Origin of the sequence: Streptomyces sp. NPDC002698 (assembly GCF_042888945.1) — a bacterium.
Lineage (GTDB): Bacteria > Actinomycetota > Actinomycetes > Streptomycetales > Streptomycetaceae > Streptomyces.
In genome coordinates, this window is record NZ_JBIAQM010000029.1 from 1 (window position 1) to 25,238 (window position 25,238).

The 25,238-nt window shown below is 72.3% G+C and carries 17 protein-coding genes and 1 pseudogene; 11 read left to right on the plus strand and 7 right to left on the minus strand.

The window, feature by feature from the left end; all coding sequences use genetic code 11:
* Both ACFYW9_RS30495 and ACFYW9_RS30500 read left to right on the plus strand, forming a co-directional pair.
* A pseudogene (locus tag ACFYW9_RS30495) lies at nucleotides 1–407 on the plus strand (LysR family transcriptional regulator); the annotation flags it as partial.
* Between the two features lie 327 nt (nucleotides 408–734).
* Complete coding sequence (locus ACFYW9_RS30500; protein ID WP_389157022.1) at nucleotides 735–1,871, plus strand: FAD-dependent oxidoreductase; 1,137 nt, start codon at nucleotides 735–737, stop codon at nucleotides 1,869–1,871.
* A gap of 195 nt (nucleotides 1,872–2,066) precedes the next feature.
* Here the strand turns inward: ACFYW9_RS30500 and ACFYW9_RS30505 are convergent, their stop codons facing one another.
* The 4 genes from ACFYW9_RS30505 to ACFYW9_RS30520 all read right to left on the minus strand — a co-directional run bounded on the left by ACFYW9_RS30505 (nucleotide 2,067) and on the right by ACFYW9_RS30520 (nucleotide 7,904).
* Complete coding sequence (locus tag ACFYW9_RS30505; protein WP_389157030.1) at nucleotides 2,067–4,037, minus strand: potassium transporter Kup; 1,971 nt, start codon at nucleotides 4,035–4,037, stop codon at nucleotides 2,067–2,069.
* Between the two features lie 210 nt (nucleotides 4,038–4,247).
* Nucleotides 4,248–4,913: a DUF4389 domain-containing protein gene (locus ACFYW9_RS30510; protein WP_351865399.1), complete on the minus strand. Its 666-nt coding sequence runs from the start codon at nucleotides 4,911–4,913 to the stop codon at nucleotides 4,248–4,250.
* 485 nt (nucleotides 4,914–5,398) lie between these two features.
* On the minus strand, nucleotides 5,399–7,057 hold the full coding sequence (locus ACFYW9_RS30515) for an isovaleryl-CoA dehydrogenase (protein ID WP_389157033.1): 1,659 nt from the start codon (nucleotides 7,055–7,057) through the stop codon (nucleotides 5,399–5,401).
* Between the two features lie 217 nt (nucleotides 7,058–7,274).
* Nucleotides 7,275–7,904 carry a TetR/AcrR family transcriptional regulator gene (locus ACFYW9_RS30520; RefSeq protein WP_389157037.1) on the minus strand — a complete coding sequence of 210 codons (630 nt, stop codon included), beginning with the start codon at nucleotides 7,902–7,904 and terminating at the stop codon, nucleotides 7,275–7,277.
* A gap of 93 nt (nucleotides 7,905–7,997) precedes the next feature.
* Between ACFYW9_RS30520 and ACFYW9_RS30525 the strand changes: the two genes are divergently transcribed.
* From ACFYW9_RS30525 to ACFYW9_RS30550, 6 genes are all read left to right on the plus strand, one after another.
* The gene (locus ACFYW9_RS30525; protein ID WP_389157040.1) at nucleotides 7,998–8,183 is read left to right on the plus strand and encodes a hypothetical protein; all 186 of its coding nucleotides are present in this window, start codon (nucleotides 7,998–8,000) and stop codon (nucleotides 8,181–8,183) included.
* Between the two features lie 396 nt (nucleotides 8,184–8,579).
* Nucleotides 8,580–10,856, plus strand: a complete 2,277-nt coding sequence (locus tag ACFYW9_RS30530) for a tetratricopeptide repeat protein (RefSeq protein ID WP_389157043.1) — start codon at nucleotides 8,580–8,582, stop codon at nucleotides 10,854–10,856.
* A 163-nt stretch (nucleotides 10,857–11,019) separates the two neighbouring features.
* Nucleotides 11,020–11,427 (plus strand): YciI family protein, encoded by a 408-nt coding sequence (locus tag ACFYW9_RS30535; RefSeq protein WP_328458672.1) that lies wholly within the window; start codon nucleotides 11,020–11,022, stop codon nucleotides 11,425–11,427.
* Between the two features lie 8 nt (nucleotides 11,428–11,435).
* Entirely contained in the window at nucleotides 11,436–12,581 is a 1,146-nt protein-coding gene (locus ACFYW9_RS30540; RefSeq protein WP_389157221.1) for an RNA polymerase sigma factor, read from the plus strand.
* A gap of 77 nt (nucleotides 12,582–12,658) precedes the next feature.
* Nucleotides 12,659–14,224 carry a phytoene desaturase family protein gene (locus ACFYW9_RS30545; RefSeq protein WP_389157046.1) on the plus strand — a complete coding sequence of 522 codons (1,566 nt, stop codon included), beginning with the start codon at nucleotides 12,659–12,661 and terminating at the stop codon, nucleotides 14,222–14,224.
* A 213-nt stretch (nucleotides 14,225–14,437) separates the two neighbouring features.
* Nucleotides 14,438–14,845, plus strand: coding sequence for a hypothetical protein (locus ACFYW9_RS30550; RefSeq protein ID WP_389157049.1), 408 nt, complete (start codon nucleotides 14,438–14,440; stop codon nucleotides 14,843–14,845).
* 101 nt (nucleotides 14,846–14,946) lie between these two features.
* Here ACFYW9_RS30550 and ACFYW9_RS30555 read toward each other — a convergent pair whose 3' ends face one another.
* A complete protein-coding gene (locus tag ACFYW9_RS30555; RefSeq protein WP_389157051.1) occupies nucleotides 14,947–16,752 on the minus strand; it encodes a serine hydrolase in 1,806 nt (601 codons plus the stop codon).
* 172 nt (nucleotides 16,753–16,924) lie between these two features.
* On the opposite strand from ACFYW9_RS30555, the gene ACFYW9_RS30560 reads away from it, so the two are divergent.
* Both ACFYW9_RS30560 and ACFYW9_RS30565 read left to right on the plus strand, forming a co-directional pair.
* Complete coding sequence (locus tag ACFYW9_RS30560; RefSeq protein WP_389157054.1) at nucleotides 16,925–18,037, plus strand: NAD(P)H-dependent flavin oxidoreductase; 1,113 nt, start codon at nucleotides 16,925–16,927, stop codon at nucleotides 18,035–18,037.
* The gene (locus ACFYW9_RS30565) at nucleotides 18,034–19,584 is read left to right on the plus strand and encodes an acyl-CoA synthetase (protein ID WP_389157057.1); all 1,551 of its coding nucleotides are present in this window, start codon (nucleotides 18,034–18,036) and stop codon (nucleotides 19,582–19,584) included. Before ACFYW9_RS30560 ends, ACFYW9_RS30565 begins: the two co-directional genes overlap by 4 nt.
* A 65-nt stretch (nucleotides 19,585–19,649) precedes the next feature.
* On the opposite strand, the gene ACFYW9_RS30570 is transcribed toward ACFYW9_RS30565, so the two are convergent.
* Nucleotides 19,650–22,073 (minus strand): penicillin acylase family protein, encoded by a 2,424-nt coding sequence (locus tag ACFYW9_RS30570; RefSeq protein ID WP_389157060.1) that lies wholly within the window; start codon nucleotides 22,071–22,073, stop codon nucleotides 19,650–19,652.
* A 151-nt stretch (nucleotides 22,074–22,224) separates the two neighbouring features.
* Here ACFYW9_RS30570 and ACFYW9_RS30575 point away from each other — a divergent pair, with 151 nt between their 5' ends.
* Complete coding sequence (locus tag ACFYW9_RS30575; protein WP_389157063.1) at nucleotides 22,225–23,724, plus strand: acyl-CoA synthetase; 1,500 nt, start codon at nucleotides 22,225–22,227, stop codon at nucleotides 23,722–23,724.
* Between the two features lie 52 nt (nucleotides 23,725–23,776).
* On the opposite strand, the gene paaK is transcribed toward ACFYW9_RS30575, so the two are convergent.
* The gene (paaK, locus tag ACFYW9_RS30580) at nucleotides 23,777–25,087 is read right to left on the minus strand and encodes a phenylacetate--CoA ligase PaaK (RefSeq protein ID WP_389157066.1); all 1,311 of its coding nucleotides are present in this window, start codon (nucleotides 25,085–25,087) and stop codon (nucleotides 23,777–23,779) included.
* Nucleotides 25,088–25,238: the final 151 nt, after the last annotated feature.

Sequence of the window (25,238 nt, forward strand, 5' to 3'; positions counted from 1 at the left end):
TGCATCGGCCGTTCGACGACACGGCCGGCTTCGACACCGAGGACCTGCACTTTGAGGGTCAGGTCGCGATCCTCCCGGCGGGCCACCCTCTCGGCACCCGCCCCCACCTGCGGCTCGCCGAGGTCACCGGCCTTCCCGACCTGCCCCTGCCCCGCTGGCCCCGCCCTGACGGCACCTTCCCGGACGGCCCCGGACCGCAGGTGCGCGACCACACCCAGCTCACCCAGCTCATCGCCCTCGGCCGCGCCTGCGCGGTCGTGCCGGAGTCGGGCCGCACCGGCCTGCGCGAGGACCTCACCGCGGTACCGGTCCCCGACGCCCCCCACGTCACCACGGTCATCGCCTGGCCACCGCACAGCCACTCAACGGCCGTCGCGGGACTGGTCCGCGCCGCCACTGCCCTGTGACCGACGGCGGTGAACGCCGGGACACCGTGCAGGATCTCGGAGACAGCGTCCGGTCCGCCATCAGCTCCCGACACATCGTGCGGTACGAGGTGACCGGCCTGCACCGGCGTTCCCGGAACCGCGCCCCTGGCACAGCTCGCAAACCGGCCTGGGAAAGGAGAGTTGGAGCACGGTCGAGCGTGTCGACGGGCGCAGGGGGCGGGCGGCGGCGACCCGGTCGGTTCGTTCCGGGCTGACGGCTGATAGAAAGTTGCAGGTCACACCGGAAAACCTCGGGGCGTCCGGTTGCCCGGTCGGTCCGGATCGTTCACCAAAGGATCGGACATCGTGTCTTCTCGTCGAGTCGTCGTCATCGGTGGCGGGGTCATGGGCTCGTCCGCCGCGTGGCGGCTCGCTGCCCGGGGTGACCGCGTCACCCTGCTGGAGCGCTTCCCGCCCGGCCACGACCGGGGCAGCTCGCACGGCACCTCGCGGATCTTCCGGCTGGCCTACACGGACCCGTTCTACGTCGGTCTCGCCGTGCGGTCGCTGCCGCTGTGGCGGCGGCTGGAGCAGGAGACGGGACGGCAGGTGCTCACCCTCACCGGAGCCGTCGACCACGGCCCGGCCGCAACGACCGAGGCACTGTACGAGGCGCTGACCGCCGCCGGACACCCTGCCGAGCGGCTGGCCCCGGAGGAGGTCGCCGAGCGCTGGCCGGGGCTGCGCGCCGACACCGGTGCGGTCTTCCACCCGGAGGCCGGACGCCTGCACGCCGACGAGGCGGTCACCGCCTTCCAGCAGGCGGCGCGGGCGCACGGCGCGGAGGTCCGGCACGGCGTCCGGGTGACCGGGCTGTCGGTGCACGGCGACGCCGAGGTCCGGGTGGTCACGGACACGGAGGAGGAACTGCGCGCCGACGCGGTCGTGGTCGCGGTCGGCGGCTGGGCGCCCGGAATGCTGGGAGGCGGTACCGCTCCGCTGGTCGGCGGCGTACCGGTGCTGCGTGTCACCCAGGAGCAGCCCGCGCACTTCCCCGCGGCGGACGCGCTCACCTGGCCCAGCTACATTCACCACCCGGGCGCCGCGCTGCCCATGGACGGCCTCACCGTGGACGGGGTGTACGGACTCGGCAGCACCGACGGCGTCAAGGCGGGCTTCCACGGCGTCGGCCCGGTCGTCGACCCCGACCGGCGCGACCGCACCCCGGACGCCGCGGTCCTGCGGGAGCTGGCGGCGTACGCCGAGCGCTGGCTCCCCGGCGTGGACCACACCGCGCCCGAGGCCGTGACCTGCCTGTACACCACCACCCCCGACCATGACTTCGTCATCGACCGGCAGGGCCCGGTCACCGTGCTGGGAGGGTTCTCCGGGCACGGCTTCAAGTTCGCGTCGGTCGTCGGCGAGCTGGCGGCCGCGCTGGTACGCGGAGAGCCCGGACCGAGCCGGTTCGCGCTCGGACGCCCGCGTCCCACGAGTCGCTGAGTCGTTCCCGAAGAAGGGGCACCCCCACCGATTCTCACCGGCGCAGGGCCGGACGAACCGGCCACCTGGCGGGAGCCGGCAGCGCCGGCCGGGCACCGCGGCCCCCGGGGCCGGCGCCCGTTACCTGTCCATGGCCTCCGGCCACAACCTGGTCGGCCATCCTCCCTCGCCGGTCGGCCCGCCCGGGATCCGTGTCTACACGTCGATCTGAGAGCCCATGATGACGGTGCGGTCCCGGGGGAGGCCGAAGTACTCGGCGGCGTCCGCGGTGATGTAGGAGGTGGCGATGAACAGCCGTTTGCGCCAAGGGGCCATCGTCGGTGCCTTGCCCCGACGGAGTTCGATCGTCGACAGGAAGTAGGACGCCCGGTCGAGCTGCAGCGGCCCTTCGGTCCGGGCCGGATCGAGCATGGCCAGGGTGTCGGGCACGTCCGGGGTCTCCATGTAGCCGAAGCGGGCGGTGACGTGGATGATGCCGTCGTCGCTGTAACCGAGGTCGTCGACGACGAGCCGTCGCTCGGCCGGGACGCGGGGCACCGGCTCGGTCTCGATGGTCAGCAGGACGACCTGGTCGTGCCGTACGTGGTTGTGCTCGACGTTGGCCCGCATGGCCAGCGGCGTGGTCTGCTTGCCCCGGTTGAGGAAGACGGCCGTTCCCGGGACGCGGAGCGTCGGCAACTCACCGCTGCGCAGGCGGTCGATGAACTCGGGCAGCGGCCCCTCGTCCCGTACCCGTGCCGCGGTGACGATCTTGCGTCCGCGCTGCCAGGTGGTCATGACGGTGAACGCGGTGAGGCCGATCAGCAGCGGCAGCCAGGCGCCGTGCACGAACTTCGTCAGGTTGGCCGCGACGAAGAGCAGGTCCACGAAGAGCAGCAGGCCCGCGCCGACCGTGACCAGCCATAGCGGCGTTCCCCACTTGGCCCGTGCGACGTAGAAGAACAGAAGCGTGGTGATCGTGATGGTGCCGGTCACCGCCATGCCGAACGCGAACGCCAGAGCCGTGGAACTGCGGAAGGCGAAGACCAGGGTGAGGACCGAGACCATCAGCAGCCAGTTGATCCAGGGAACGTAGATCTGGCCGATCGTGGACTCGGAGGTGTGCGCGATGCGCAGCCTCGGCAGGTAACCGAGTTTGGCGGCCTGGGAGGTGACGGAGTACGCGCCGGTGATCACCGCCTGGGAGGCGATCACCGTGGCCGCCGTGGCCAGCAGGACCATCGGCCACCTGCCCCAGTGGGGCACGAGCAGGAAGAAGGGGCTGCTGATGTTGCGGTGGTCCGCCAGAATCAGCGCGCCCTGGCCGAGGTAGCTCAGAACGCACGCCGGGAAGACGAGGAACATCCAGCCGCGGGTGATGGCCCGGCGGCCGAAGTGCCCCATGTCCGCGTAGAGCGCTTCCGCGCCGGTGACCGAGAGCACGACCGCGGCGAGGGCGAAGAAGGCGGTGCCGAAATGACCGAACAGGAAACTCAGGGCGTACGTGGGCGACAGCGCCCTGAGGATCGCCGGGTGGTCGACGATGCCGTCCACGCCGCAGGCGCCGATGACCACGAACCAGGTGACCATCACCGGCCCGAACACCCGGCCCACCGCCGCGGTCCCCCTGCGCTGCACCAGGAACAACAGGACGATGATCACCGCGGTGATCGGTACGACCGCGCTCTCCAGCGACGGCTGGACGACCTTGAGCCCCTCGACCGCGGAGAGCACCGAGATCGCCGGAGTGATCATGCTGTCGCCGAAGAACAGCGAAGCGCCGAAGACGCCGAGCGCGGCCAGGACGGCCGTGACCCGCCGGCCGCGCTGCGAGCCCCACCGCTGCACGAGCGTGATCAGCGCCATGATGCCGCCCTCGCCGTCGTTGTCGGCGCGCATCGCCAGCAGCACGTAGGTGACCGTCACGATGGTCATCACCGACCAGAACACGAGGGACACGACGCCGTACACGTTGTCCGTGGTGACGGGGACCGGATGCGGGTCGTCCGGGTCGAACACGGTCTGCAGGGTGTAGATCGGGCTGGTCCCGATGTCGCCGAAGACCACGCCGAGAGCACCGATCACCAGCGCGAGGCGCACCGTGTCGTGAGTACTCGGACCATGTCCCTCCGGTTGCCCCGTCACCGGTCCGCCGCTCGACGCGGCCCCGTTCCGGGGATCGGTCATGGCGTGCTCCTCCGCTCGGACGGCCGCGTTTCAGGCGAGGTGTGCCAACGGGTGCCTTCCGCCGCGACGATACCGATCAGGTGCACGATCCCTCGTAGCGCACGCCGGTTCGTTTCCGGGCGGGTCCGGCGGAGATCGCAGCCCCGCCGGCTTCCGGTTCCTGGCCGATGTGCTGTTACTGCCGCTCGGGGAACGCGGCCGGCGCGGTGATCACGGCCACTGCTGCGGAGCAACGGTTTCGGAGCCGCCCTGGTCCAGGCGGAACGGCGGGTACGCGTCCGTCATCAGAGCGACGTAGGCGGTGACGCGCAGGACCCACCGGTTGAGGCCGATGATCAGGTCGAAGAGGTCCTTCGGATACTTCTCGGTGAAGGCCAGGACCACGGCCGCGATGACCGTCAGCACGCCGATCAGCCCGCCGGACCACCATCCGAACTGGGCGCCGCCGAGGAAGAAGCCGATGACCACGTAGTGCGGGATGGCCAGGAGCCACCACTTGACCAGTACCAGGCCGCGGGAGAGCCGTTCGGGGTAGGCGATGTCCAGCCGTGCCGGGTAATCCGGTTCCTCGCCCAGGCTGAACGGCGGGTACCGGTCGGTGCCCAGGGCGTCGTACGAGTAGTACGAGACCCGCCAACTCCAGCGCAGCACACCCAGGTTGAAGTCGAACAAGCCCCGGGGATAGCGCTCGGTGAACAGGATGGCGAAAAACGCGATCACGGTCACCACGGTGAAGGCGATCCAGAGGAAGAACAGCACCACGTAGTGCGGAATGGCGAGGATCCACTTCACGAGCCACAGCCATCGGGACAGTGGCGAGTCGATACGCGCGTTCACCCGGACCGGGCGCTCAGGGAATCCCGCCAGGTTCGTCATGGTGATCAGCTCCTTCACCTCGGCAGGGAGTCGCCGAGTGGGCTCATGACCAGCCTGGCCGCTTCCGCCCGATGCCGCGACGGGAGTGGAGACCGTACGGGCGCCTGCCGCACTGCGCAGCCGCCGGTTCGGGGCACAGCCCCGCGGACAGGCGGCGGAGCCGAAAAGGCCGCCTGTCACGCCCGGCTCACCCGGACGGCGCGCCCGGGTGAATTCCTCAGGTCCAGCATCGGGCGGTCAGCCTTGGTGGGCAAGCGGTGGCCGGGGCTGCTGTACCGGACTCGATCAGGCGATCCGGAGTGTGTGTGAGGTGCGGCGCACCGTCGGACGTCGGTGCGCACCCGATGCACCAGCGATCCTGGCCGCAGCCCGTCCGACCGTTCCCGTCGTCGGGCCCCAGCGGTGATTCTCGTCGTCGGGCCCGACGACCACTCGCGTCGTCGGGCCCTGGAGTCACCGTTTCCGTCGTCCGGCCGCGACGGCCGTCAGGCCGGAAGCCGTTCCAGCACGCCCGCGAAGTCCGCCCCCGGCGGCAGCGTTCCGAACGCCAGCCCCCTGTCTCCGGCCAGCCGCGACGCGCAGAAGGCGTCGGCCACCGCGGGCGGTGCGTGGCGGACGAGCAGGGAGGCCTGGAGGACGAGGGCGGCCCGTTCGGCGACCCGGCGGGCGCGCAGGGGCGCGTCCTCCGTCAGAACGAGTTCGCCCCTCAGCTCCCGCCAGGCGGCGTCGAACCGGGGGTCGGCGCCGGTCGCCGCCTCGATCTCCACGCGGAACGCCTCCAGCGAGTCGGGCTCCCGCGTGAGGGCGCGCAGCATGTCGAGGGCGCTGACGTTGCCGGAGCCCTCCCAGATGCTGTTGAGCGGGGCCTCGCGGTACAGCCGGGGCATGCCGGACGCCTCGTCGTAGCCGTTGCCGCCGAGGCATTCGAGGGCCTCGGCGACGGCGGCGGGCTGGCGCTTGCACACCCAGTACTTTCCGACGGCCGTGGCCAGGCGCAGGAAGGCGCGCTCCTGGCCGTCGCCGCGCTGCGCGCGGTCCGCGGCACCGGCCAGCCGCAGGGCGAGGGTGGTCGCGGCCTCCGACTCCAGCGCCAGATCGGCGAGGACGTTGCGCATGAGCGGCTGGTCGATCAGCTTGGCGCCGAACGCGGAGCGGTGACGGGCGTGATGGGCGGCCTGGGCGAGGGCCGCGCGGGTACCGGCGGCGGAGCCGAGGACGCAGTCCAGGCGGGTCATGGTCACCATCTCGATGATGGTGCGCACGCCCTTGCCCTCGGCGCCGACGAGCCAGGCCACGGTGTCGTCGAACTCGGGCTCGCTGCTGGCGTTGGAGCGGTTGCCGAGCTTGTCCTTGAGCCGCTGGACGCGGAAGGTGTTGCGGCTGCCGTCGGGCAGCACGCGCGGGACCAGGAAGCAGGAGAGCCCGCCGGGCGCCTGCGCGAGGACGAGGAACAGGTCGTTCATGGGGGCGCTGGTGAACCACTTGTGGCCGCGCAGCCGCCAGGTGCCGTCGCTCCGCTCTGTCGCGGTGGTGGTGTTGGCGCGTACGTCGCTGCCGCCCTGCTTCTCGGTCATGCCCATCCCGGCGAGCAGGCCGGGCTTCTCGGCCGGGGTGCGCAGTCCGGGCTCGTAGACGCGGCTGGTCAGCAGGGGCTCGTAGGCCTTGGCGAGCTCGGGGGAGTGGCGCAGGGCGGGGACCACCGCGTACGTCATGGAGACGGGACACAGATGGCCGGGCTCCAGCGTCGTGGCCAGCATGAAGCCCGCCGCCCGGGCGACATGGGCGCCGGAGCGCTCGTCGGCCCAGGCGGCACCCGCGAGGCCTTCGCTCACGGAGGCGTCCATCAGCGAGTGGTACGCGGGGTGGAACTCGACCTCGTCCACGCGGTGGCCGTAGCGGTCGTGGGTGCGCAGCTCGGGCTCGTGACGGTTGGCCTGGTCGGCCCAGGTCTGTGCCTCGGCGCTGCCGACGTACCGGCCGAACCGGTGGAGGTCGTCGAGGTGCCAGGACGCCCCCTCGCGGTTCACGCCTTCCAGCAGCACGGGGTCGGCCGCGGCGTCGTGACCTGTCAACGGCGGTGGCTGGTTGGTCACTTCGTGCGTCACGGCGGTGGGACGGCTGTGCGCCGTGGTGGTCGCGGACATACGGAACCTCCGGTGTGCGGGTCGGCTGGGACGGACGGGGAAGCGGTGCGGGGGACTGCGGGCGGTACCGTTCGGACCGCGACCGGTGCCGGCTCCGCCCTCCGGTCGCGTCCCGGCTCCGCCCCCGGTCGGCGGACCGCGCCGGTCCCGGCTCCGCCCTCGGCTGACGGGCCGCGCCGGTCCGGGCACCGCCCTCCGGTCGGCGGGGCGCCCGGCCCTAAGGCTCGTCGGGCAGGCTCCGGACGGCGGGGGCGCCCGCGCACCGCAGGGCCATGGCGGTGAGCTCCGCGAGGAGCTCGTCGGCGGTGTGCTCGGACGGGGCGCCGAGCGGGTCCACGAGAACCTCGCCGATCGCGCCGGTGAGCGCCGCGGCGGTGATCGCGCCGTTCTGGGCGGGCAGCAGACCCGCCGCCATGCCCTGGTGCACCACCGCGGCGAACAACGCGCCGTAGCGGCGGCGGAATTCGAGGCGCTCGGCGCCCACCGCGGCCTCGGCCGGGGCGGCGAGCAGGGCGTAGGCCAGGCCGCGGTTCTCCAGGGCCCTGCGCGCGAACACCTCGATCCCGCGGGCGAGCCGTTCGACGGGGTCGCCCTCGCCGTCCAGTACCGCGCCGAGCACCTCCACCTCCCGTCCGGCGGAGCGCCGGAACACCTCCACGGCGAGTGCCGCCTTGGAGGGGAAGTGCTGGTACACCGAGCCGGCCGAGATCCCCGCCGAGTCGGCGACCGCGGTCACCGAGGCCTGAGCCCAGCCCACCTCGGCGACGACCGCCGTCGCGCAGGCGATGAGGTGCTCTCGGGCGGCTTCCAGCCGGCGGACCTCGGAAGGCGTCTTGCGGTAGGGCATGAAAGAAGTGAACCACCATTCAGAGCTTCATGCCAGAGCCGGTACGGCCCGGAGAGACGCGTCGACCAGGGGCGCGGCGCGGCGGAACAGCGGGTGGAGCGCGAGCGGGGGGAGCCGGGACGGCCGCGGCGGGAACACGTCACCGCGGCGGAGTTCGCCGACACCCGGCTTCCCGGCACGTTCGGCGCGACCCTGCTGGTCCACCCCCGCACCGGGCGCGCGCACCGGACCGCCGTGAACGAGGCCGTCGCGGCGCTGCGCTACGGCACGGTGCCGTGACGTCGTCGGCACGGCCGGCACCGCGTGCCGGGACCCCGGTGGCCTTTTCGCGCGCCCGCCGGTCCACCCGCCGCGGCCACCGGCGCGCGCGCCGCCAGGGAGGCGCGCGGCCGGGGTCGTGCGCGCCGCCGTGTCGTCGTGCGCCCACGCGCTGCGCGGCAGGGCCGTACCGCCGCCCGCCGCCGCGTTCCGGAACCGTGTGTCATGGGCACCACGGCACGCTGTGCCCCCGCACGCGCGTGTCGGCAACTCCCGCCCGGAGACATTCTCCCGGCCGTGTCACGGCTCGGCCCCGGCTCGCCTCCGACGCCGTACAAAGTGGGCAGACGGCTCGTCATACTGGACGAGGCCGGGGGCGGGCTCGGGGCCGAGCAGTGACGGGGGCGATCACACGCGATGGCGGAGAGCAGGCTGATCCAGGGCCGGTACCGGCTCCTCGATCCGATCGGGCGCGGCGGCATGGGCGAGGTGTGGCGGGCGCGGGACGAGTCGCTGGGCCGCCAGGTGGCCGTCAAGTGCCTGAAGCCGCTCGGTCCGCACCACGACCCGTCCTTCACCCGCGTCCTGCGTGAACGGTTCCGGCGCGAGGCCAGGGTCGCGGCGGCCCTGCAGCACCGCGGAGTGACCGTCGTCCACGACTTCGGCGAGTCCGACGGGGTGCTGTACCTGGTGATGGAACTGCTGGAGGGGCACAACCTCGGCCAGTTGATGGAGGAGAACCGGCGGCCGCTCGCGGTCGACGAAGTCGTCGACATCGCCGACCAGGTGACCGCCGCGCTCGCCTACACCCACCAACAGAGCATCGTGCACCGTGACCTGAAGCCGGCGAACATCATGCGGCTGACGGACGGCACCGTGAAGATCTGTGACTTCGGCATCGCCCGGCTCGGCCACGACATCGGCTTCACCTCGCGGCTCACCGGCACCGGCGTCGCGATGGGTACCCCGCTCTACATGTCGCCGGAACAGATCAGCGGCTCGGAGGTCGACCAGCGCAGCGACCTCTACTCCTTCGGGTGCGTGCTCTACGAGATCGCCACCGGAGCCCCGCCGTTCGACCTCGGTGACGCCTGGGCCATCCTCGTCGGCCACCGCGACACCGCGCCCGAGCCGCCCCGCAGCCACCGGGCCGACATCCCCGAGTACCTGGAGCGGATCATCCTCGACCTGCTCGCCAAACAGCCCGAGCAGCGCCCGCAGGACGCCCGCGAACTCGCCCGCCGCATCACCGCCGGGCGCACCACGCCGATGTACGTGCCGACCATGGTCGCCCCGGCGCCGCCGCCCCCCGCCCCCGAACGGCACGCCACGGCACCGCGGTTCCCGTCCCCGCCCGACCGGGGACCCTCCCGCGCACCCCGGCTGCCGTCCTGGACCCAGGGCATGACCACCGGCCACAAGGCCACCGGCGCGGGATGGCGCGGCACCCCGCCCGACGCCTCCGCCGGACTCACCGGCGAGTGGACCGCCCGCCCCTCCACCGCCGTCCCGCCCCTCCCCGGCCGTGGCGAACGACCCGCTCCCGCGACGGAGTCGATCACCGCGCTGGCCGGGCGGCACAACGCCGGACTGAGCCTCGGACGGCTCGGCCGGTGGACCGAGGCGGGGGAGGTGCACCGCTCGGTCGCCGCCGAACGGGAGCGACTGCTGGGGCCCGACCACCCGGACACGCTCGCCAGCCGGTACGAGGTCGGCTTCACCCTCAGCCGCACCGGACACCCCGGCGAAGCACTCGGCGAGTACGCGCATGTCGCCCAGGCCAGAGAGCGGGTGTTCGGCGTCGACCACCCCGACACGTTGGCCGCGCGACAGGAAATGGCCTATGTGCTGGGGCAGTTGGGCCGCCATGTCGAGGCGCACCAGGCCTACACGTCGGTGCTCGCCGCCCGCGAGCGCGCGATGGGCCCCGACCATCCCGACACCCTGCGCTGCCGCCACAACCTGGCTTTCAACCTCAGCAGGCTCGGACGCCTGGAGGACTCGTACCGCATGGCGGCCGAGGTCGCCGCGGCCCGGGCCCGGGTGCTCGGCCCGGCCCACCCGGACACGCTCGTCACCCGCTACGAAGTCGCCTACGCGCTCGGCCAGTTGGGGCGCTGGCCCGAGGCGCTGCACACCTACCAGGAGGTGGCGGCGGCTCGGGCGCGGGCGCTCGGCCCCGATCATCAGGACACCCTCGCCGCCCGCTACGAGGTCGGCATCAGCCTCGGCAGACTCGGCCGCAGCGCGCAGGCGCTGGAGCTGTACCGCTCGCTCGTCGCCGACCGCACCCGCGCCCAGGGCGCCTCCCATCCCGAGACCCTGCGCGCCCGGCACGGGCTGGGCGTGAACCTCGGCCGGCTGGGCCGCTGGGAGGAGGCCCTCACCGAGTCCCTCGACGTGTGCGCCATCCGTGAGCGCGCTCTCGGGGCCGACCACCCCGACACCCTCGTCAGCCGCCGCGAGGTCGCCGTCGGACTCGGCTGGCTCGGGCGCTGGGCCGACGCCCTCACCGAGTACCGGCGTGTCGCGTCCGCCCGCGAGCGGGTGCTCGGGGCCGACCATCCCGACACCCTCGCGAGCCGCACCGACGAGGCTCACTGCCTGGAGCAGCTCGGGCGTGGACAGGAAGCGGCGGAGCTGTACCGCAGGGTGGCCGCACTGCGGCAGCGGCGGGCGGCCACGGGGCGCTGACCGCCCGATCGGGTGCGGCGGCCGTCCCCCCAAGGGCCGCTGACCCGCGTTCCTCCACGAGAGCCAAAAAAATTCTGGCCGGCGATGTCGAGAACCCGTGGCCCGCTCCGTCCCAGCAGTGAAGGCGACCACAATGGGTCGCACCCGTACCGAGGAGATCACGATGGCCAAGTACCTGCTGCTCAAGCACTACCGGGGCGCCCCGGCCGCGGTCAACGACGTACCCATGGACCAGTGGAAGCCGGAGGAGATCACGGCCCACGTGCAGTACATGAACGACTTCGCGGCCCGGCTGGAGAAGACCGGCGAGTTCGTCGACGGCCAGGCGCTCGCCCCCGAGGGCCAGTGGGTCCGGTACGACGGCGAGGGCCGCCCGCCGGTCACCGACGGCCCGTTCGCCGAGACCAAGGACCTCATCGCCGGCTGGATGGTGATCGACGTCGACAGCCCCGAGCGCGCCGTCGAGCTGGCCGGGGAACTGTCGGCCGCCCCCGGCGCGGGCGGCGAGCCGATCCACGAGTGGCTCGAGGTGCGTCCGTTCCTGACCGCCCACCACAAGGTCACGGAGTGACCCCACCCCTGGACGAGGCCCTGCTCCGGAGCCTCACACCGAGTGTGCTGGCCGTCCTCGTCCGCCGCGGAGCCGACTTCGCGGCGGCCGAGGACGCCGTGCAGGACGCGCTCGTCGAGGCCGTCCGTGTCTGGCCGGACGACGAGCCGCGCGACCCCAAGGGCTGGCTGGTCACCGTGGCCTGGCGCCGGTTCCTCGACGCGACCCGGGCGGACACCGCCCGCCGCCGGCGCGAGGACCTCGTCGACGAGGAGCCGGCGCCGGGACCCGCGCCGGCGGTGGACGACACGCTCCAGCTCTACTTCCTGTGCGCCCACCCGTCGCTCACACCGTCCTCCGCGGTCGCGCTCACCCTGCGCGCCGTCGGCGGGCTCACCACCCGCCAGATCGCCCAGGCCTATCTGGTGCCCGAGGCGACCATGGCGCAGCGGATCAGCCGGGCCAAGCGCACCGTCTCCGGCGTGCGCTTCGACCGGACCGGTGACGTCGCCACCGTGCTGCGCGTCCTGTACCTGGTCTTCAACGAGGGCTACTCCGGCGATGTCGACCTCGTCGCCGAGGCCATCCGGCTCACCCGCCAGCTCGCGGCGCAGGTCGACCACCCCGAGGTGGCGGGGCTGCTCGCCCTCATGCTGCTCCACCACGCCCGCCGCGCCGCCCGGATCGCGCCCGACGGCAGTCTGGTGCCGCTGGCCGAGCAGGACCGGGGCCGGTGGGACACCCGGGTCATCGCCGAGGGCGTCGCGATCCTCCAGGCCGCCCTCGCCCGCGACCGGCTGGGCGAGTTCCAGGCCCAGGCCGCCATCGCCGCCCTCCACGCCGACGCCCCCACCGCCGGGGAGACCGACTGGGTCCAGATCGTCGAGTGGTACGACGAACTCGCGCGCCTGACCGACAGCCCCGTCGTCCGGCTCAACCGCGCGGTGGCCGTCGGCGAGGCCGACGGACCGCGCGCGGGACTCGCCGCGCTGGCGGAGCTGGACGACTCGCTGCCCCGCCACACCGCGGTGGCCGCGTACCTCCACGAGCGCGACGGTGACCTGGTGAAGGCGGCACGGCTGTACGCGGAGGCGGCGCGCAAGGCGCCCGACCTGGCCGAGCGCGACCATCTGACACGCCAGGCCGCCCGTCTCAACACCCTTCGGCCGCGCTGACGGACCCCGCCGTACGGGGTGCCGCCGCTTGCCGCGCACCCCTGGCCGACGTAGATCATCACATGCTACGAAGAGGTATGCCTGTACACGAGGGATATGACGCCGTGATCGTCGGCGGAGGCCACAACGGACTGGTCGCCGCCGCCTACCTGGCCCGGGCCGGGCGGTCCGTGCTGGTGCTGGAGCGCCTGGGGAACACCGGTGGCGCCGCCGTGTCCACCCGGCCGTTCGCCGGCGTCGACGCGAGGCTGTCGCGCTACTCGTACCTGGTCAGCCTGCTGCCCCGGAAGATCGTGCGGGACCTGGGTCTCGACTTCCGGGTCCGGGGCCGGACGGTCTCCTCGTACACCCCCGTCGAGCGCGGCGGACGGCCCACCGGACTGCTCGTCGGTGGCGGCGAGCGGCGCACCCGCGAGGCGTTCGCCCGGCTGACGGGTTCGGACCGCGAGTACGAGGCGTGGCAGCGGTTCTACGGGATGACCGGCCGCGTCGCGAGGAACGTGTTTCCGACGCTCACCGAGCCGCTGCCCACCCGCGAGGAGCTGAGGGCGCGCGTCGACGACGAGGAGGCCTGGAGGATCCTGTTCGAGGAGCCGGTCGGCACGGCCGTCGAGGAGTACTTCGCCGACGACCTCGTGCGCGGTGTCGTCCTCACCGACGCCCTCATCGGCACCTTCGCCGACGCCCACGACCCGTCGCTGCGGCAGAACCGCTGCTTCCTCTACCACGTGATCGGCGGCGGCACCGGAGCCTGGGACGTGCCCGTCGGCGGAATGGGAGCCCTCACCGACGCGATCACCGGCGCCGCGCGCGCGGCGGGTGCCGTGATCGAGACCAGCCACGAGGTGCTGCGGATCGACACGGACGGCGAGTCCGCCGAGATCACCTACCGGACGGCCGACGGCGAGGGAGTCGTCGCGGCCCGTCACGTCCTGGTGAACGCCTCCCCGCAGGAGCTCGCGCACCTCACCGGAGACGAGCCGCCCACTCCCGCCGAGGGCGCCCAGCTCAAGGTGAACATGCTGCTCAAGCGGCTGCCGAGGCTCCGCGACACCTCCGTCGACCCGCGCGAGGCGTTCTCCGGGACCTTCCACATCGCGGAGGGGTACGAGCAGCTCGCGGCCGCCCACGCGCAGGCCGCGGCCGGTGAGCTGCCCGCCGCGCCGCCCTCCGAGATCTACTGCCACTCGCTCACCGATCCCAGCATCCTCGGCCGGGACCTGGTCGAGCGGGGATACCAGACCCTCACGCTCTTCGGTCTCCACACGCCGGCCCGGCTCTTCGAGCGGGACAACGACGCCGTACGCGAGGAGTTGCTGAAGTCGACGCTGGCCCAGCTCGACGCGCACCTCGCCGAGCCGCTCGCCGACTGTCTGGCCACCGACGCGGACGGACGCCCGTGCATCGAGGCGAAGACCCCTCTCGACCTGGAACGGGACCTGCGCCTGCCGGGCGGCAACATCTTCCACCGCGACCTCGCCTTCCCCTACGCGCAGGAGGGCACGGGCCGTTGGGGCGTGGAGACCCGGCACGCGAACGTGCTGCTGTGCGGGGCGGGCGCGGTACGCGGCGGCGGGGTGAGCGGGGTGCCGGGCCACAACGCCGCGAAGGCCGTACTGGAGTCACTGGGCGAGGGACGCTGAGGCCTTTCCCGCCTCCGCCGGCCGGCAGGAAGGACATGGGTGAACGAATGCCCCCTACGGTTGCCAGTGGAGTTTCCTCTCCGTCAACCTTTCGGCCGCATCTTCAAGATCATCGCGGATTGATCCTTGAACTGCCCGCGAGCAGAGGGAAATTGGCGGCCCAGCGGGATGTGCCGGTCGGCGACCGCGGGGGCGCACGGGAAAGGAAACGCAGTGGGGAAGACTTTCCAGAGGATCATCAGGGGTCTGGTCGCCATGACCGGAGTCTTCGCGATCAGTGTGGGCCTGTCCGGAAGCGCGTCTGCCGGTACGGAGGGGCCGTGGATCTACGACACCACCTTCTCCGCGGAAGCCAAGTTCTTCTCCTACGGCGAGCACCTCCGGGTCGAGGACGTCAGGGCGGACGGTCACTCGGCCGTCGGGCGGTGGCGCCAGCCCGGCCCGAATGACCAGTACCACTACTGCTGGGACGCCGACGGCGCTCTCAACGGGTTCGTGGACTGCAATTACGGGCTTCCCGAGGGGACTTACGTGTACTACGAGGCGTGCGTCGGCGAATACGGGGCCCGGGATGTCTGGACATCGACCTGTAGCAGCCCGGCCGGGCTCACCATCGCCTGATGTGACGTCGTGAACCACGGCGGCCTCTGCCCATTCGGGGCAGAGGCCGCTTTCGGTGTCAGAGGTGTGGATGCCGACCGGATGAGCGTGAAGTCCCGGGATCAGTCCCGGGCCGGCTCCCAGCCCGCCGCCGTGATGCGCGCCGCGTCCGTGGGCCGGGACTCGTCGAAGGCGACGCGGTCACCCGTCTCGACCCGCAGCGCGCCGACGTACGCGCCGCGGCCGACGTACAGCCGGTCGGTGGTGTACCGCCAGCGCAGTGTGAGCGCCGCAGCGCTCGGCAGGCCGGCGCCGAGCCGGTGCCACGCGCGTCCCGACCAGCCGGTGGCCGTGCCCGCCGGATGGTCCTGCGGGTCCTCGGGCCGCCGCCGGGTCGTGAAGGGGACCGGCTGCCAGGTCGTGCCGCCGTCGGTGGAGGACTCCAGGAACAGGACGTCCGACCGGGGTTCGGTGTCCCACCACAGCGCGCAGCGAAACCGCGTCGGACCGGCGGTGGTGTCGAGCGCGGGCAGGGTCAGGGTCGCCGTCGACGAGCTCGTCATTCCGGAGAACCACGAGGTGCGGCCGTGCGCCGGACGCACCGCGACGGCTCGCGCGAGATGGTTTCCGGCGGCGACCCGGGGAGCGGATCCGGATCGCCAGGTGCGCACGGGATGAACGGAGTTGCCGAGGACGATCAGGAAGGAGTCGGTCGTCGGGTCGAGCACGAGCGAGGTGCCGGTGAAGCCGGTGTGGCCGGCGGTGCGCGGTGTCGCCATCGCGCCCATGTACCAGTGCTGGTGGAGCTCGAAGCCGAGGCCGTGCTCGTCGCCCGGGAAAGCGGTGTTGAAGTCGGTGAACATCAGGTCCACCGACTCCGGCCGCAGGATGCGCGCCCGGCCGTAGGCACCGCCGTTCAGCAGCGTCCGGCCGAGGACCGCCAGGTCCCAGGCGGAGGAGAAGACCCCGGCGTGACCGGCCACCCCGCCCAGGGAGTACGCGTTCTCGTCGTGGACCTCACCCCACACGAGTCCCCGGTCCAGTCCCGACCAGGGCGCCCGGGCGTCCTCGGTGGCGGCGATCCGCGGCTTCCACGAGGCGGGCGGGTTGTAGCGGGTGTCCTCCATGCCGAGGGGGCCGGTGATCTCGTCGCGCAGCAGCGTGTCGAGGCTCCGGCCGGTGATCCGCTCCAGGACGAGCTGGAGCGAGATCAGGTTCAGGTCGGAGTACAGGTAGGCGCTGCCGGGCGGCGAGACGGGCTTCTCGTCCCAGATGAGCTGGAGCTTCCCCTCGCGGGTCGGAGCCTTGTACAGCGGGATCCACGAACGGAACCCCGAGGTGTGGGTGAGCAGTTGACGGACGGTCACGCTCTGCTTGCCGCCGCCCGCGAACTCCGGGAGGTACGAGGCGACGGCGGCCTCCAGTTCCAGGGCGCCGCGCTCCAGCTGCTGCACCGCGAGGATCGACGTGAACAGCTTGGACACGGAGGCGAGGTCGTAGACCGTGTCGCTCGACGCCGGGATCCGGCGGTCCGCGGGGAACTCCACGCCGGTGTCCGTCTTCTCGTCGTACGCCGCGTAGCGCACGGCCATGCCGATCGGTTCGTGCAGGGCCACGACGCCGCCCCGCCCCGCGAGCAGGACGGCACCGGCGTACCAGGGGTGCCGGGGAGAGGGCGCGAGGAACGTCTGCGCGTCCGCCACGAGTTGGCGAAGATGGCCGGCGAGCAGTCCGGCCTGCCGGGGTGTGCCGTGCCGGAGCGTCCGGTGGCCGTTCCCCGCCGAGGCCGCCGCCGGGCCCGCGGGGAAGGGGGCGAGGGCCACCGCCCCGCCCATCGCCAGTACGCCCCGGCCCCACTGACGACGGGTCAGCCCGTCGCGCGCTCTGTCCTGTGTGTCTTTCGCCGGGTCCTTCGCGCCTTCGGTCATCGGGAAGCCTCTCGCTCGCGTCGCCTGAAAATATCTTTCCGGGTCTGCTGTGCCGAGTGAAACTTTCCCGTCAGGCGCGGGCGTGTCAACCCTCCCGGAGGGGTGTCCGGTTATCTGACGGAGTATCAGAAAAGGCCTTCCCTCGTCCGGACGTCTGCGGCATCCTGCGCGCATGCAGACGGAGCTGAGCAAGGAACTGGGAGTCGAGCACGCCATCTTCGGCTTCACGCCGTTTCCCGCCGTCGCCGCGGCCATCAGCCGCGCGGGCGGATTCGGTGTGCTCGGCGCGGTCCGCTACACCGACCCCACGGACCTGGAGCGCGACCTCGACTGGATCGAGGCGAACGTCGACGGCAGGCCCTACGGCCTCGACGTCGTCATGCCCGCCAAGAAGGTCGAGGGGGTCAGCGAGGCCGACGTCGAGGCGATGATCCCGGAGGGCCACCGCCGGTTCGTCGAGGACACCCTCGCCAAGTACGGCGTCCCCGAACTCGCGGAGGGCGAGGCGTCCGGCTGGCGCATCACCGGCTGGATGGAACAGGTCGCCCGCGGCCAGCTCGACGTCGCCTTCGACTACCCGATCAGACTGCTGGCCAACGCGCTGGGCTCGCCGCCCGCGGACGTGGTCCGGCGCGCCCACGACCGCGGGGTCCTCGTCGCGGCCCTCGCGGGCAGCGCCCGGCACGCGCGCAAGCACGCCGAGGCCGGCATCGACATCGTCGTCGCCCAGGGCTACGAGGCGGGCGGACACACCGGGGAGATCGCCTCGATGGTGCTCACCCCCGAAGTCATCGACGCCGTGGGCCCGTTGCCGGTCCTGGCGGCGGGCGGCATCGGCAGCGGACAGCAGGTGGCCGCCGCGCTGAGCCTCGGCGCCCAGGGAGTGTGGCTCGGATCGGTGTGGCTGACCGTGACGGAGGCCGACATGCACTCCCCGGCCGTCACCCGCAAACTGCTCGCGGCCGGATCCGGCGACACCGTCCGCTCCCGCGCCCTGACCGGCAAGCCCGCACGCCAGCTGCGCACCGAGTGGACCGACGCCTGGGACGACCCGGACGGGCCCGGCACACTCCCCATGCCGCTCCAGGGACTCCTCGTCGCCGACGCCGTCTCCCGCATCCAGAAGTACGAGGTGGAGCCGCTGCTCGGCACCCCCGTCGGGCAGATCGTCGGCCGGATGAACAGCGAACGTTCCGTCCAGGAGGTCTTCGACGACCTGACCCGGGGCTTCGAGCACGCCGTGGACCGCATCAACCGCATCGCGGGCAGGGGAGAAGAGGCATGACCACATCACCCAACGGCTTCTGGGCCCAGGCCGGCGCCGACCCCGAGCGCGTCGTCCTCGTCACCCCCACAGGCGAGGAGTGGACCGCCGGGCGGCTGCACGAGGCGGCCAACGGCCTCGTCCACGGACTGCGCGCCGCCGGCCTCGAACGCGGCGACTCCTTCGCCGTCGTCCTGCCCAACGGCGTCGAGTTCCTCGTCGCCTACCTCGCCGCCTCGCAGGCGGGCCTCTACCTCGTCCCCGTCAACCACCACCTCGTCGGACCCGAGATCGCCTGGATCGTCTCCGACTCCGGGGCCAAGGTCCTCATCGCCCACGAACGCTTCGCCGACGCCGCCCGGCACGCCGCCGACGAGGCGAAGCTCGCCCCGGCACAGCGGTACGCGGTCGGCGCCGTCGAGGGTTTCCGCCCGTACGCCGAACTCCTCGACGGACAGCCCGGTTCCGTGCCCGCAGACCGCACCCTCGGCTGGGTCATGAACTACACCTCGGGCACCACCGGCCGCCCCCGCGGCATCAGGCGCCCGCTGCCCGGCAAGCTCCCCGAGGAGTCGTATCTCGGCGGCTTCCTCGCCATCTTCGGCATCAGGCCGTTCGACGGCAACGTGCACCTCGTCTGCTCGCCGCTCTACCACACCGCGGTCCTCCAGTTCGCGGGCGCTTCCCTGCACATCGGCCACCGGCTGGTGCTGATGGACAAGTGGACGCCCGAGGAGATGCTGCGGGTCATCGACGTACACCGGTGTACGCACACCCATATGGTGCCGACCCAGTTCCACCGGCTGCTGGCCCTCCCCGACGAGGTCAAGGCCCGCTACGACGTCACCTCCATGCGGCACGCCATCCACGGCGCCGCCCCGTGCCCCGACCATGTGAAACGGGCCATGATCGCGTGGTGGGGGCAGAGCGTCGAGGAGTACTACGCGGCCAGCGAGGGCGGCGGCGCCTTCGCGACCGCCGAGGACTGGCTGAAGAAGCCCGGCACCGTCGGCAAGGCCTGGCCCATCAGCGAACTGGCCGTCTTCGACGACGACGGCAACCGGCTGCCGCCCGGTGAACTCGGCACCGTCTACATGAAGATGAGCACCGGCGGATTCTCGTACCACAAGGACGAGACCAAGACCCGGAAGAACCGCATCGGCGACTTCTTCACCGTCGGGGACCTCGGCCTGCTCGACGAGGACGGCTATCTCTTCCTCCGCGACCGCAAGATCGACATGATCATCTCCGGCGGGGTCAACATCTACCCGGCCGAGATCGAGGCGGCGCTGCTCTCCCACCCCGCCGTCGCCGACGCGGCCGCCTTCGGCATCCCGCACGACGACTGGGGCGAGGAGGTCAAGGCCGTGGTGGAGGCCGCGCCGGGCCACGAACCAGGACCGGCGCTCGCCGCCGACATCCTCGGCCACTGCGAGCGGCAACTCGCCGGGTACAAGCGGCCCAAGAGCGTCGACTTCATCGCCGCCCTGCCCCGCGACCCCAACGGAAAGCTGTACAAGCGACGGCTCCGCGACCCCTACTGGGAGGGCCGCACCCGGACGATGTGACCCGGCCGCGCGCGGTGCCCGGATCCGCTCCGGGCACCGCGCGCACCGTCATCCTCCGCCGGAGGTCAGCGGTGGTCGCTCACCTTGACCACCCGCAGCCCCGGCGACGACAGGATGTCCTTCTCGCAGAACCGGGACGTCACCCACCGCTCGCCCGAGAACAGCCGCGTCTGATCGCTGTAGTGCGGCGAGTTCGGGTTCGAGGACTGGGAGTACGTCAGCAGGGTGCGGGCGACCGGGCAGCGGCCGCCGTCCCAGCCGACGGCCTGGATGTACGAGGACCCCGTCGTGACCTCCGTATAGCCGCCGGCCGCCGGATTCCACGGCATCTCCACCTTGTTCCACACCCCGAGGGACTCCGTGCCGCCCGGAACGGGGATGCGCCGGCCGTTCCGTACGACGAACTGGCCGGTGCTCAGCCGTGCGTCGAGGGCGATTCCCGCTGCCCGCAGCTCCGTCACCGTATCGGCCAGCGCCGTCGCGAAGCCCGGTACGGAGGTGTCGAGGGTGTTCGGGGTGCGGACCGGATCGGCCGCCGAGAACGGGACCTTCCAGAGCCGCGCCGCCGGCACCGTGGCCGTCAGCTTCCGCCAGAAACGGTCGAAGAACAGGGCGCCCCGGCTCCCGGTGTCCATCGAACGGTCCCAGGCCCGCAGCACACCGCACGCCTCACTCAGGTCGACGGCCCTGCCGTCGGAGCCCGTCGCCGTGCCGCCCGGCAGCGCGGCACAGGCACGCGCCGCGTCGGCCGCGACGAGATCACCCGCGGGCACCCGGTTCGCGAACTGCTGCGCCTGGAGATCCCGCACGGTCAGCCGCCCCCGCGCGGCCATCCGGGCCACGTCCTCGACGGCTCCGCGCGTACGCATCGAGCGTTGGGTGCCGATCGTGCCGAACACCCGCTCGTACCCGGTCAGCGGCCGGTCCGCGTTCGCCAGCCAGGCACTGTCGTTGGAGTTCTCCGCGTACGGCGCGTCCTTCAGCACCGGCATCCTCGCCGGACCGAAGATGCCGGGCTGCACGGCGTCGGGATCACCGCCGAGCGCGCAGTCGCCGCGCGATCCGTCCAGCACGGCGACCCCGGACGACGGGTACAGGGCCCGGCCCAGCGGCGTCGAGCAGCGCTGGACCAACTCGTCGGTGACGCGCGGGAGCACCTGTGACTGGGTGAAGAGGGTGTGGCCGCCGGAGTCGGCGGCGATCGTGTTCACCCACGGCAGGCCCTGGGTTCGGGTGAGCGCCGCGAGGACGCCCGCCGTGTCGCGGGCCCTGCTGAAGCCCAACGCGGTGTCCGGGGCGCGGAGGTTGGCCGCGTTCGGGTCGTTGAGCGCGTACGCCGTCGTGGCCGTCCACGGCAGCGGCACCTGGGCGCCGAGCGTGGTGACGACGGGGCCGTACCGGGTCCACCACTGGGTGCGCGTCACCGGCGTGCCGTCCCGCACGCCGACGGTGACGTCGCGCCGGGTCATCCGCTCCGGCCTGCCGTCCACGAGATACGTCGTCGGATCGGCCGGATCGAGCGTGAGCTGATGGAGGTTGAGCGTGACGCCCGTCGCGACCGTGTGGCTCCAGGCGATCCGGGCGGTGTGACCGATGGACACCGTCGCCGTGCCGAGCAGGGCCCCGCCCTGGACGTTCAGCTCGCCGGGGATCGTCTGCTGCACCTGCCAGAAGCGGCGTCCGCCCTGCCAGGGGTAGTGCGGATTGCCGAGCAGCAGACCACGGCCGTTCGCGGTCGAGGCCCCGCTGAAGGCGACGGCGTTCGACCCCATGTCGGCGGTGTCGAACAGCTCGCGGGCGGCGACGGCGGTGCGCTTCACGTCGGGGTCATCGGTGCCTGCCGCCGCCGCCGCCGCCGTCGCCGTCGCCGGTGGCTGCGCGGCCGTGATGCCGTCGGCCGCGCGCCCCTGGCCGCCGAGCACGGCCAGCGCGAACCCGCGCGCGGCGACGTCCACCTGGGTCACCGGGCGGACCCAGGCGGCTCCCTTGCACGCCGGATCGGTGACGCGGTTCTGCGACAGCCACGCGTTGTAGCCGGCCGCCCATCCCCGCATCAGGTCCTTGACATCGCGGCTGGGTCCCCGCGGGGCGGGCTCGGCGAGCAGTTCCTCGACCGTGCCGGCCTCGCGCACACCGCGGTAGTAGAGGTCGCTGGAGAGGTTCGTGGACGCGGAGGAGAGCGAACCGTCCGGTGCCGCGGCGGGCCCGAACCAGCGGGACCGCTCGCCGCGCAGGGTCACGAACCCGTCGGCCAGGGTGCACACCTGGTCGGCGGCCTGGGCCCAGCCGGTGCCGAAGCCGAGGTTCGCGTAGTCCTCGGCGACGATGTGCGGAATGCCGTACTCGGTGTAGCGGATCACGGCCGACAGGCCGCCGTGCGAGGGATGTTCCTGTCCGGCGTGCCGCTCGGCCGCGGCCGCGGGCAGCGCGGTCGCGGCGGTCAACAGAGCGACGGCCGTGACGAGTAACCGTCTTCCACGGGTGCGCATGGTGCCTCCCAACATCATTGAGGGAAGGGGCGGTTGAGCGTACCAACGGGTAGTACGCCGCTGGCGTGTCCGCCCCGCTTCCGTCCGGCTTCCGTTCGGCTCGCGTGCGGTGACTTGACCTCCCCCTCCCGTGGACCGAGGATCACGTGACATGACGCCTGGACACGGCAGTACGGTTGACGGGGTGCTGCGGCGCAGTGCCCGGCGCACACCGGCGCGGCGCGCCGTCGACTACCGGGAGCGCTCCTGGACCTACGCGGAACTCGACGACGCCGTCTCCCGCGCGGCGACCGTCCTCCTCGACGAGGGGCTGAACCCCGGGGACCGCGTCGGCGCCTACGGCCACAACTCGGACGCCTATCTGATCGGCTTCCTCGCCTGCTCCCGCGCGGGACTCGTCCATGTGCCCGTGAACCAGAACCTGACCGGTGACGACCTCGCCTACATCGTCGGCCAGTCGGGATGCGCCCTGGTCCTGACCGACCCCGACCTCGCCGGCCGGCTCCCGGAGGGCGTACGGACCCTGCCGCTGCGCGACGCCGACGACTCGCTCCTTCTGCGGCTGGAGGCGGCACGCCCGTACGACGGTGACGAGCCCCGCGGCGACACGCTCGTGCAGCTCCTGTACACCTCGGGCACCACCGCGCTGCCCAAGGGCGCGATGATGACGCACCGCGCCCTGGTGCACGAGTACCTGAGCGCGATCACCGCCCTCGATCTGAGCGCCGGGGACCTGCCGGTGCACTCGCTGCCGCTCTACCACTCGGCGCAGATGCACGTGTTCCTGCTGCCCTACCTCGCGGTCGGCGCCTCGAACACGATCCTCGACGCGCCGGACGGCGGACAGATCCTCGACCTGATCGAGGCGGGCCGCGCGGACAGCCTGTTCGCCCCGCCCACCGTGTGGATCGGGCTGTCGAACCGTCCCGACTTCGCCGAACGCGACCTGAGCGGCCTGCGCAAGGCGTACTACGGCGCGTCGATCATGCCGGTCCCCGTCCTGGAACGGCTGCGCGAACGGCTGCCGAAGCTGGCCTTCTACAACTGCTTCGGCCAGAGCGAGATCGGTCCCCTCGCCACCGTCCTCGGGCCCGACGAGCACAAGGGCCGGATGGACTCGTGCGGCACTCCGGTGCTGTTCGTGGACGCGCGGGTCGTCGACGAGGACGGCAAGGACGTGCCGGACGGAACACCGGGCGAAGTCGTCTACCGCTCACCGCAGTTGTGCGAGGGCTACTGGGACAAGCCCGAGGAGACGGCCGAGGCGTTCCGCGACGGCTGGTTCCACTCGGGAGACCTCGCCGTGCGCGACGCCCACGGATACTTCACCGTGGTGGACCGGGTGAAGGACGTCATCAACTCCGGTGGTGTCCTGGTCGCTTCGCGGCAGGTCGAGGACGCCCTGTACACGCACGAGGGGGTCGCCGAGGTCGCCGTCGTCGGGCTGCCCGACGAGCGCTGGATCGAGGCCGTCACCGCGGTCGTCGTCCCCCGGGGCGAGGTCACCGAGGACGAACTGATCGCCCACGCACGCGAGAAGCTCGCCCACTTCAAGGCGCCCAAGCGGGTCCTGTTCGTGGACGAGCTGCCCCGCAACGCCAGCGGGAAGATCCTGAAGCGGGAACTGCGGGACCGGTTCGGCAAGGCGTAGCGGACAGGGCCGCGGGGGTGTCAGGAGCCCCCGCGGCCCTGTCCGCGGCCGGTCAGGCGCGCGGACGCAGGTCCACGATCCGCTTGAGCTTGCCCACCGACCGCTCCAGGGACTCCGGTTCGACGATCTCCACGGTGACCGAGACGCCGATCCCGTCCTTGACGCCCGCGGTGATCGCCCGCGCCGCCGCCTCGCGCGTCTCGGGTGTGGCACCCGACCGGGCCTCCGCCCGCACGGTGAGCGCGTCGAGGCGGCCCTCGCGGGTCAGCCGGAGCTGGAAGTGCGGGGCGACGCCCGGTGTCCGCAGCACGATCTCCTCGATCTGCGTGGGGAAGAGATTGACCCCGCGCAGGATGACCATGTCGTCGCTGCGCCCGGTGATCTTCTCCATCCGGCGGAAGGCCCGCGCCGTACCGGGCAGCAGCCGCGTCAGGTCCCGTGTCCGGTAGCGGATCACGGGCATGGCCTCCTTGGTGAGCGAGGTGAAGACCAGCTCGCCCTCCTCGCCGTCCGGCAGCACCTCACCGGTGAGGGGATCGACGACCTCCGGGTAGAAGTGGTCCTCCCAGACGTGCAGACCGTCCTTGGTCTCCACGCACTCCTGGGCGACCCCGGGGCCGATGACCTCCGAGAGGCCGTAGATGTCCACCGCGTCGATCGCGAACCGCTCCTCGATCTCGCGGCGCATCTCCTCGGTCCACGGCTCGGCCCCGAACACGCCGACCCGCAGCGAGGTGCCGCGCGGGTCCACGCCCTGGCGCTCGAACTCGTCGAGCAGGGTCAGCATGTACGACGGTGTCACCATGATGATCTCGGGCTTCAGGTCCTGGATCAGCTGGACCTGACGTGCCGTCATGCCGCCGGACGCGGGGATCACCGTACAGCCGAGCCGTTCAGCGCCGTAGTGGGCGCCGAGTCCGCCCGTGAACAGCCCGTAGCCGTAGGCGATGTGGACCTTGTCGCCGGGCCGGCCGCCCGCCGCGCGGATCGAACGGGCCACCATGTCGGCCCACATGGACAGGTCGTTCTCCGTGTAGCCGACGACCGTGGGGCGGCCGGTCGTCCCGCTCGACGCGTGGATGCGCCGGATCCGCTCCTGCGGCACGGCGAACATCCCGTACGGGTAGTTCTCCCGCAGGTCCGCCTTCGTCGTGAACGGGAACCGGGCCAGATCGGCGAGCGAGCGGCAGTCGTCGGGGCGCAGTCCGGCCTTGTCGAAGGACTCGCGGTAGAAGGGGACGTTCTCGTACGCGTGCCGCAGCGACGCGCGCAGCCGCTCCAGCTGGAGCGCCCGCAGCTCCTCCGCGTCCAGCCGCTCGCCCGCGTCGAGCAGGCCCTTCGAGTCCGTCGAGCCGCCCGTCATCGCGCCTTCTTCCTCGCCAACCATGCCATACCGGACGACCGATCATTCGGTCGTCCTGCTCCGGACAGTAATGAGGTGTCCGTGGCCGGTGCAAGGGGTCGGCGGCGCTTTTTGCGGGAGCCGGAGCCGGAGGGGTCCGGCCCCGGGCGGC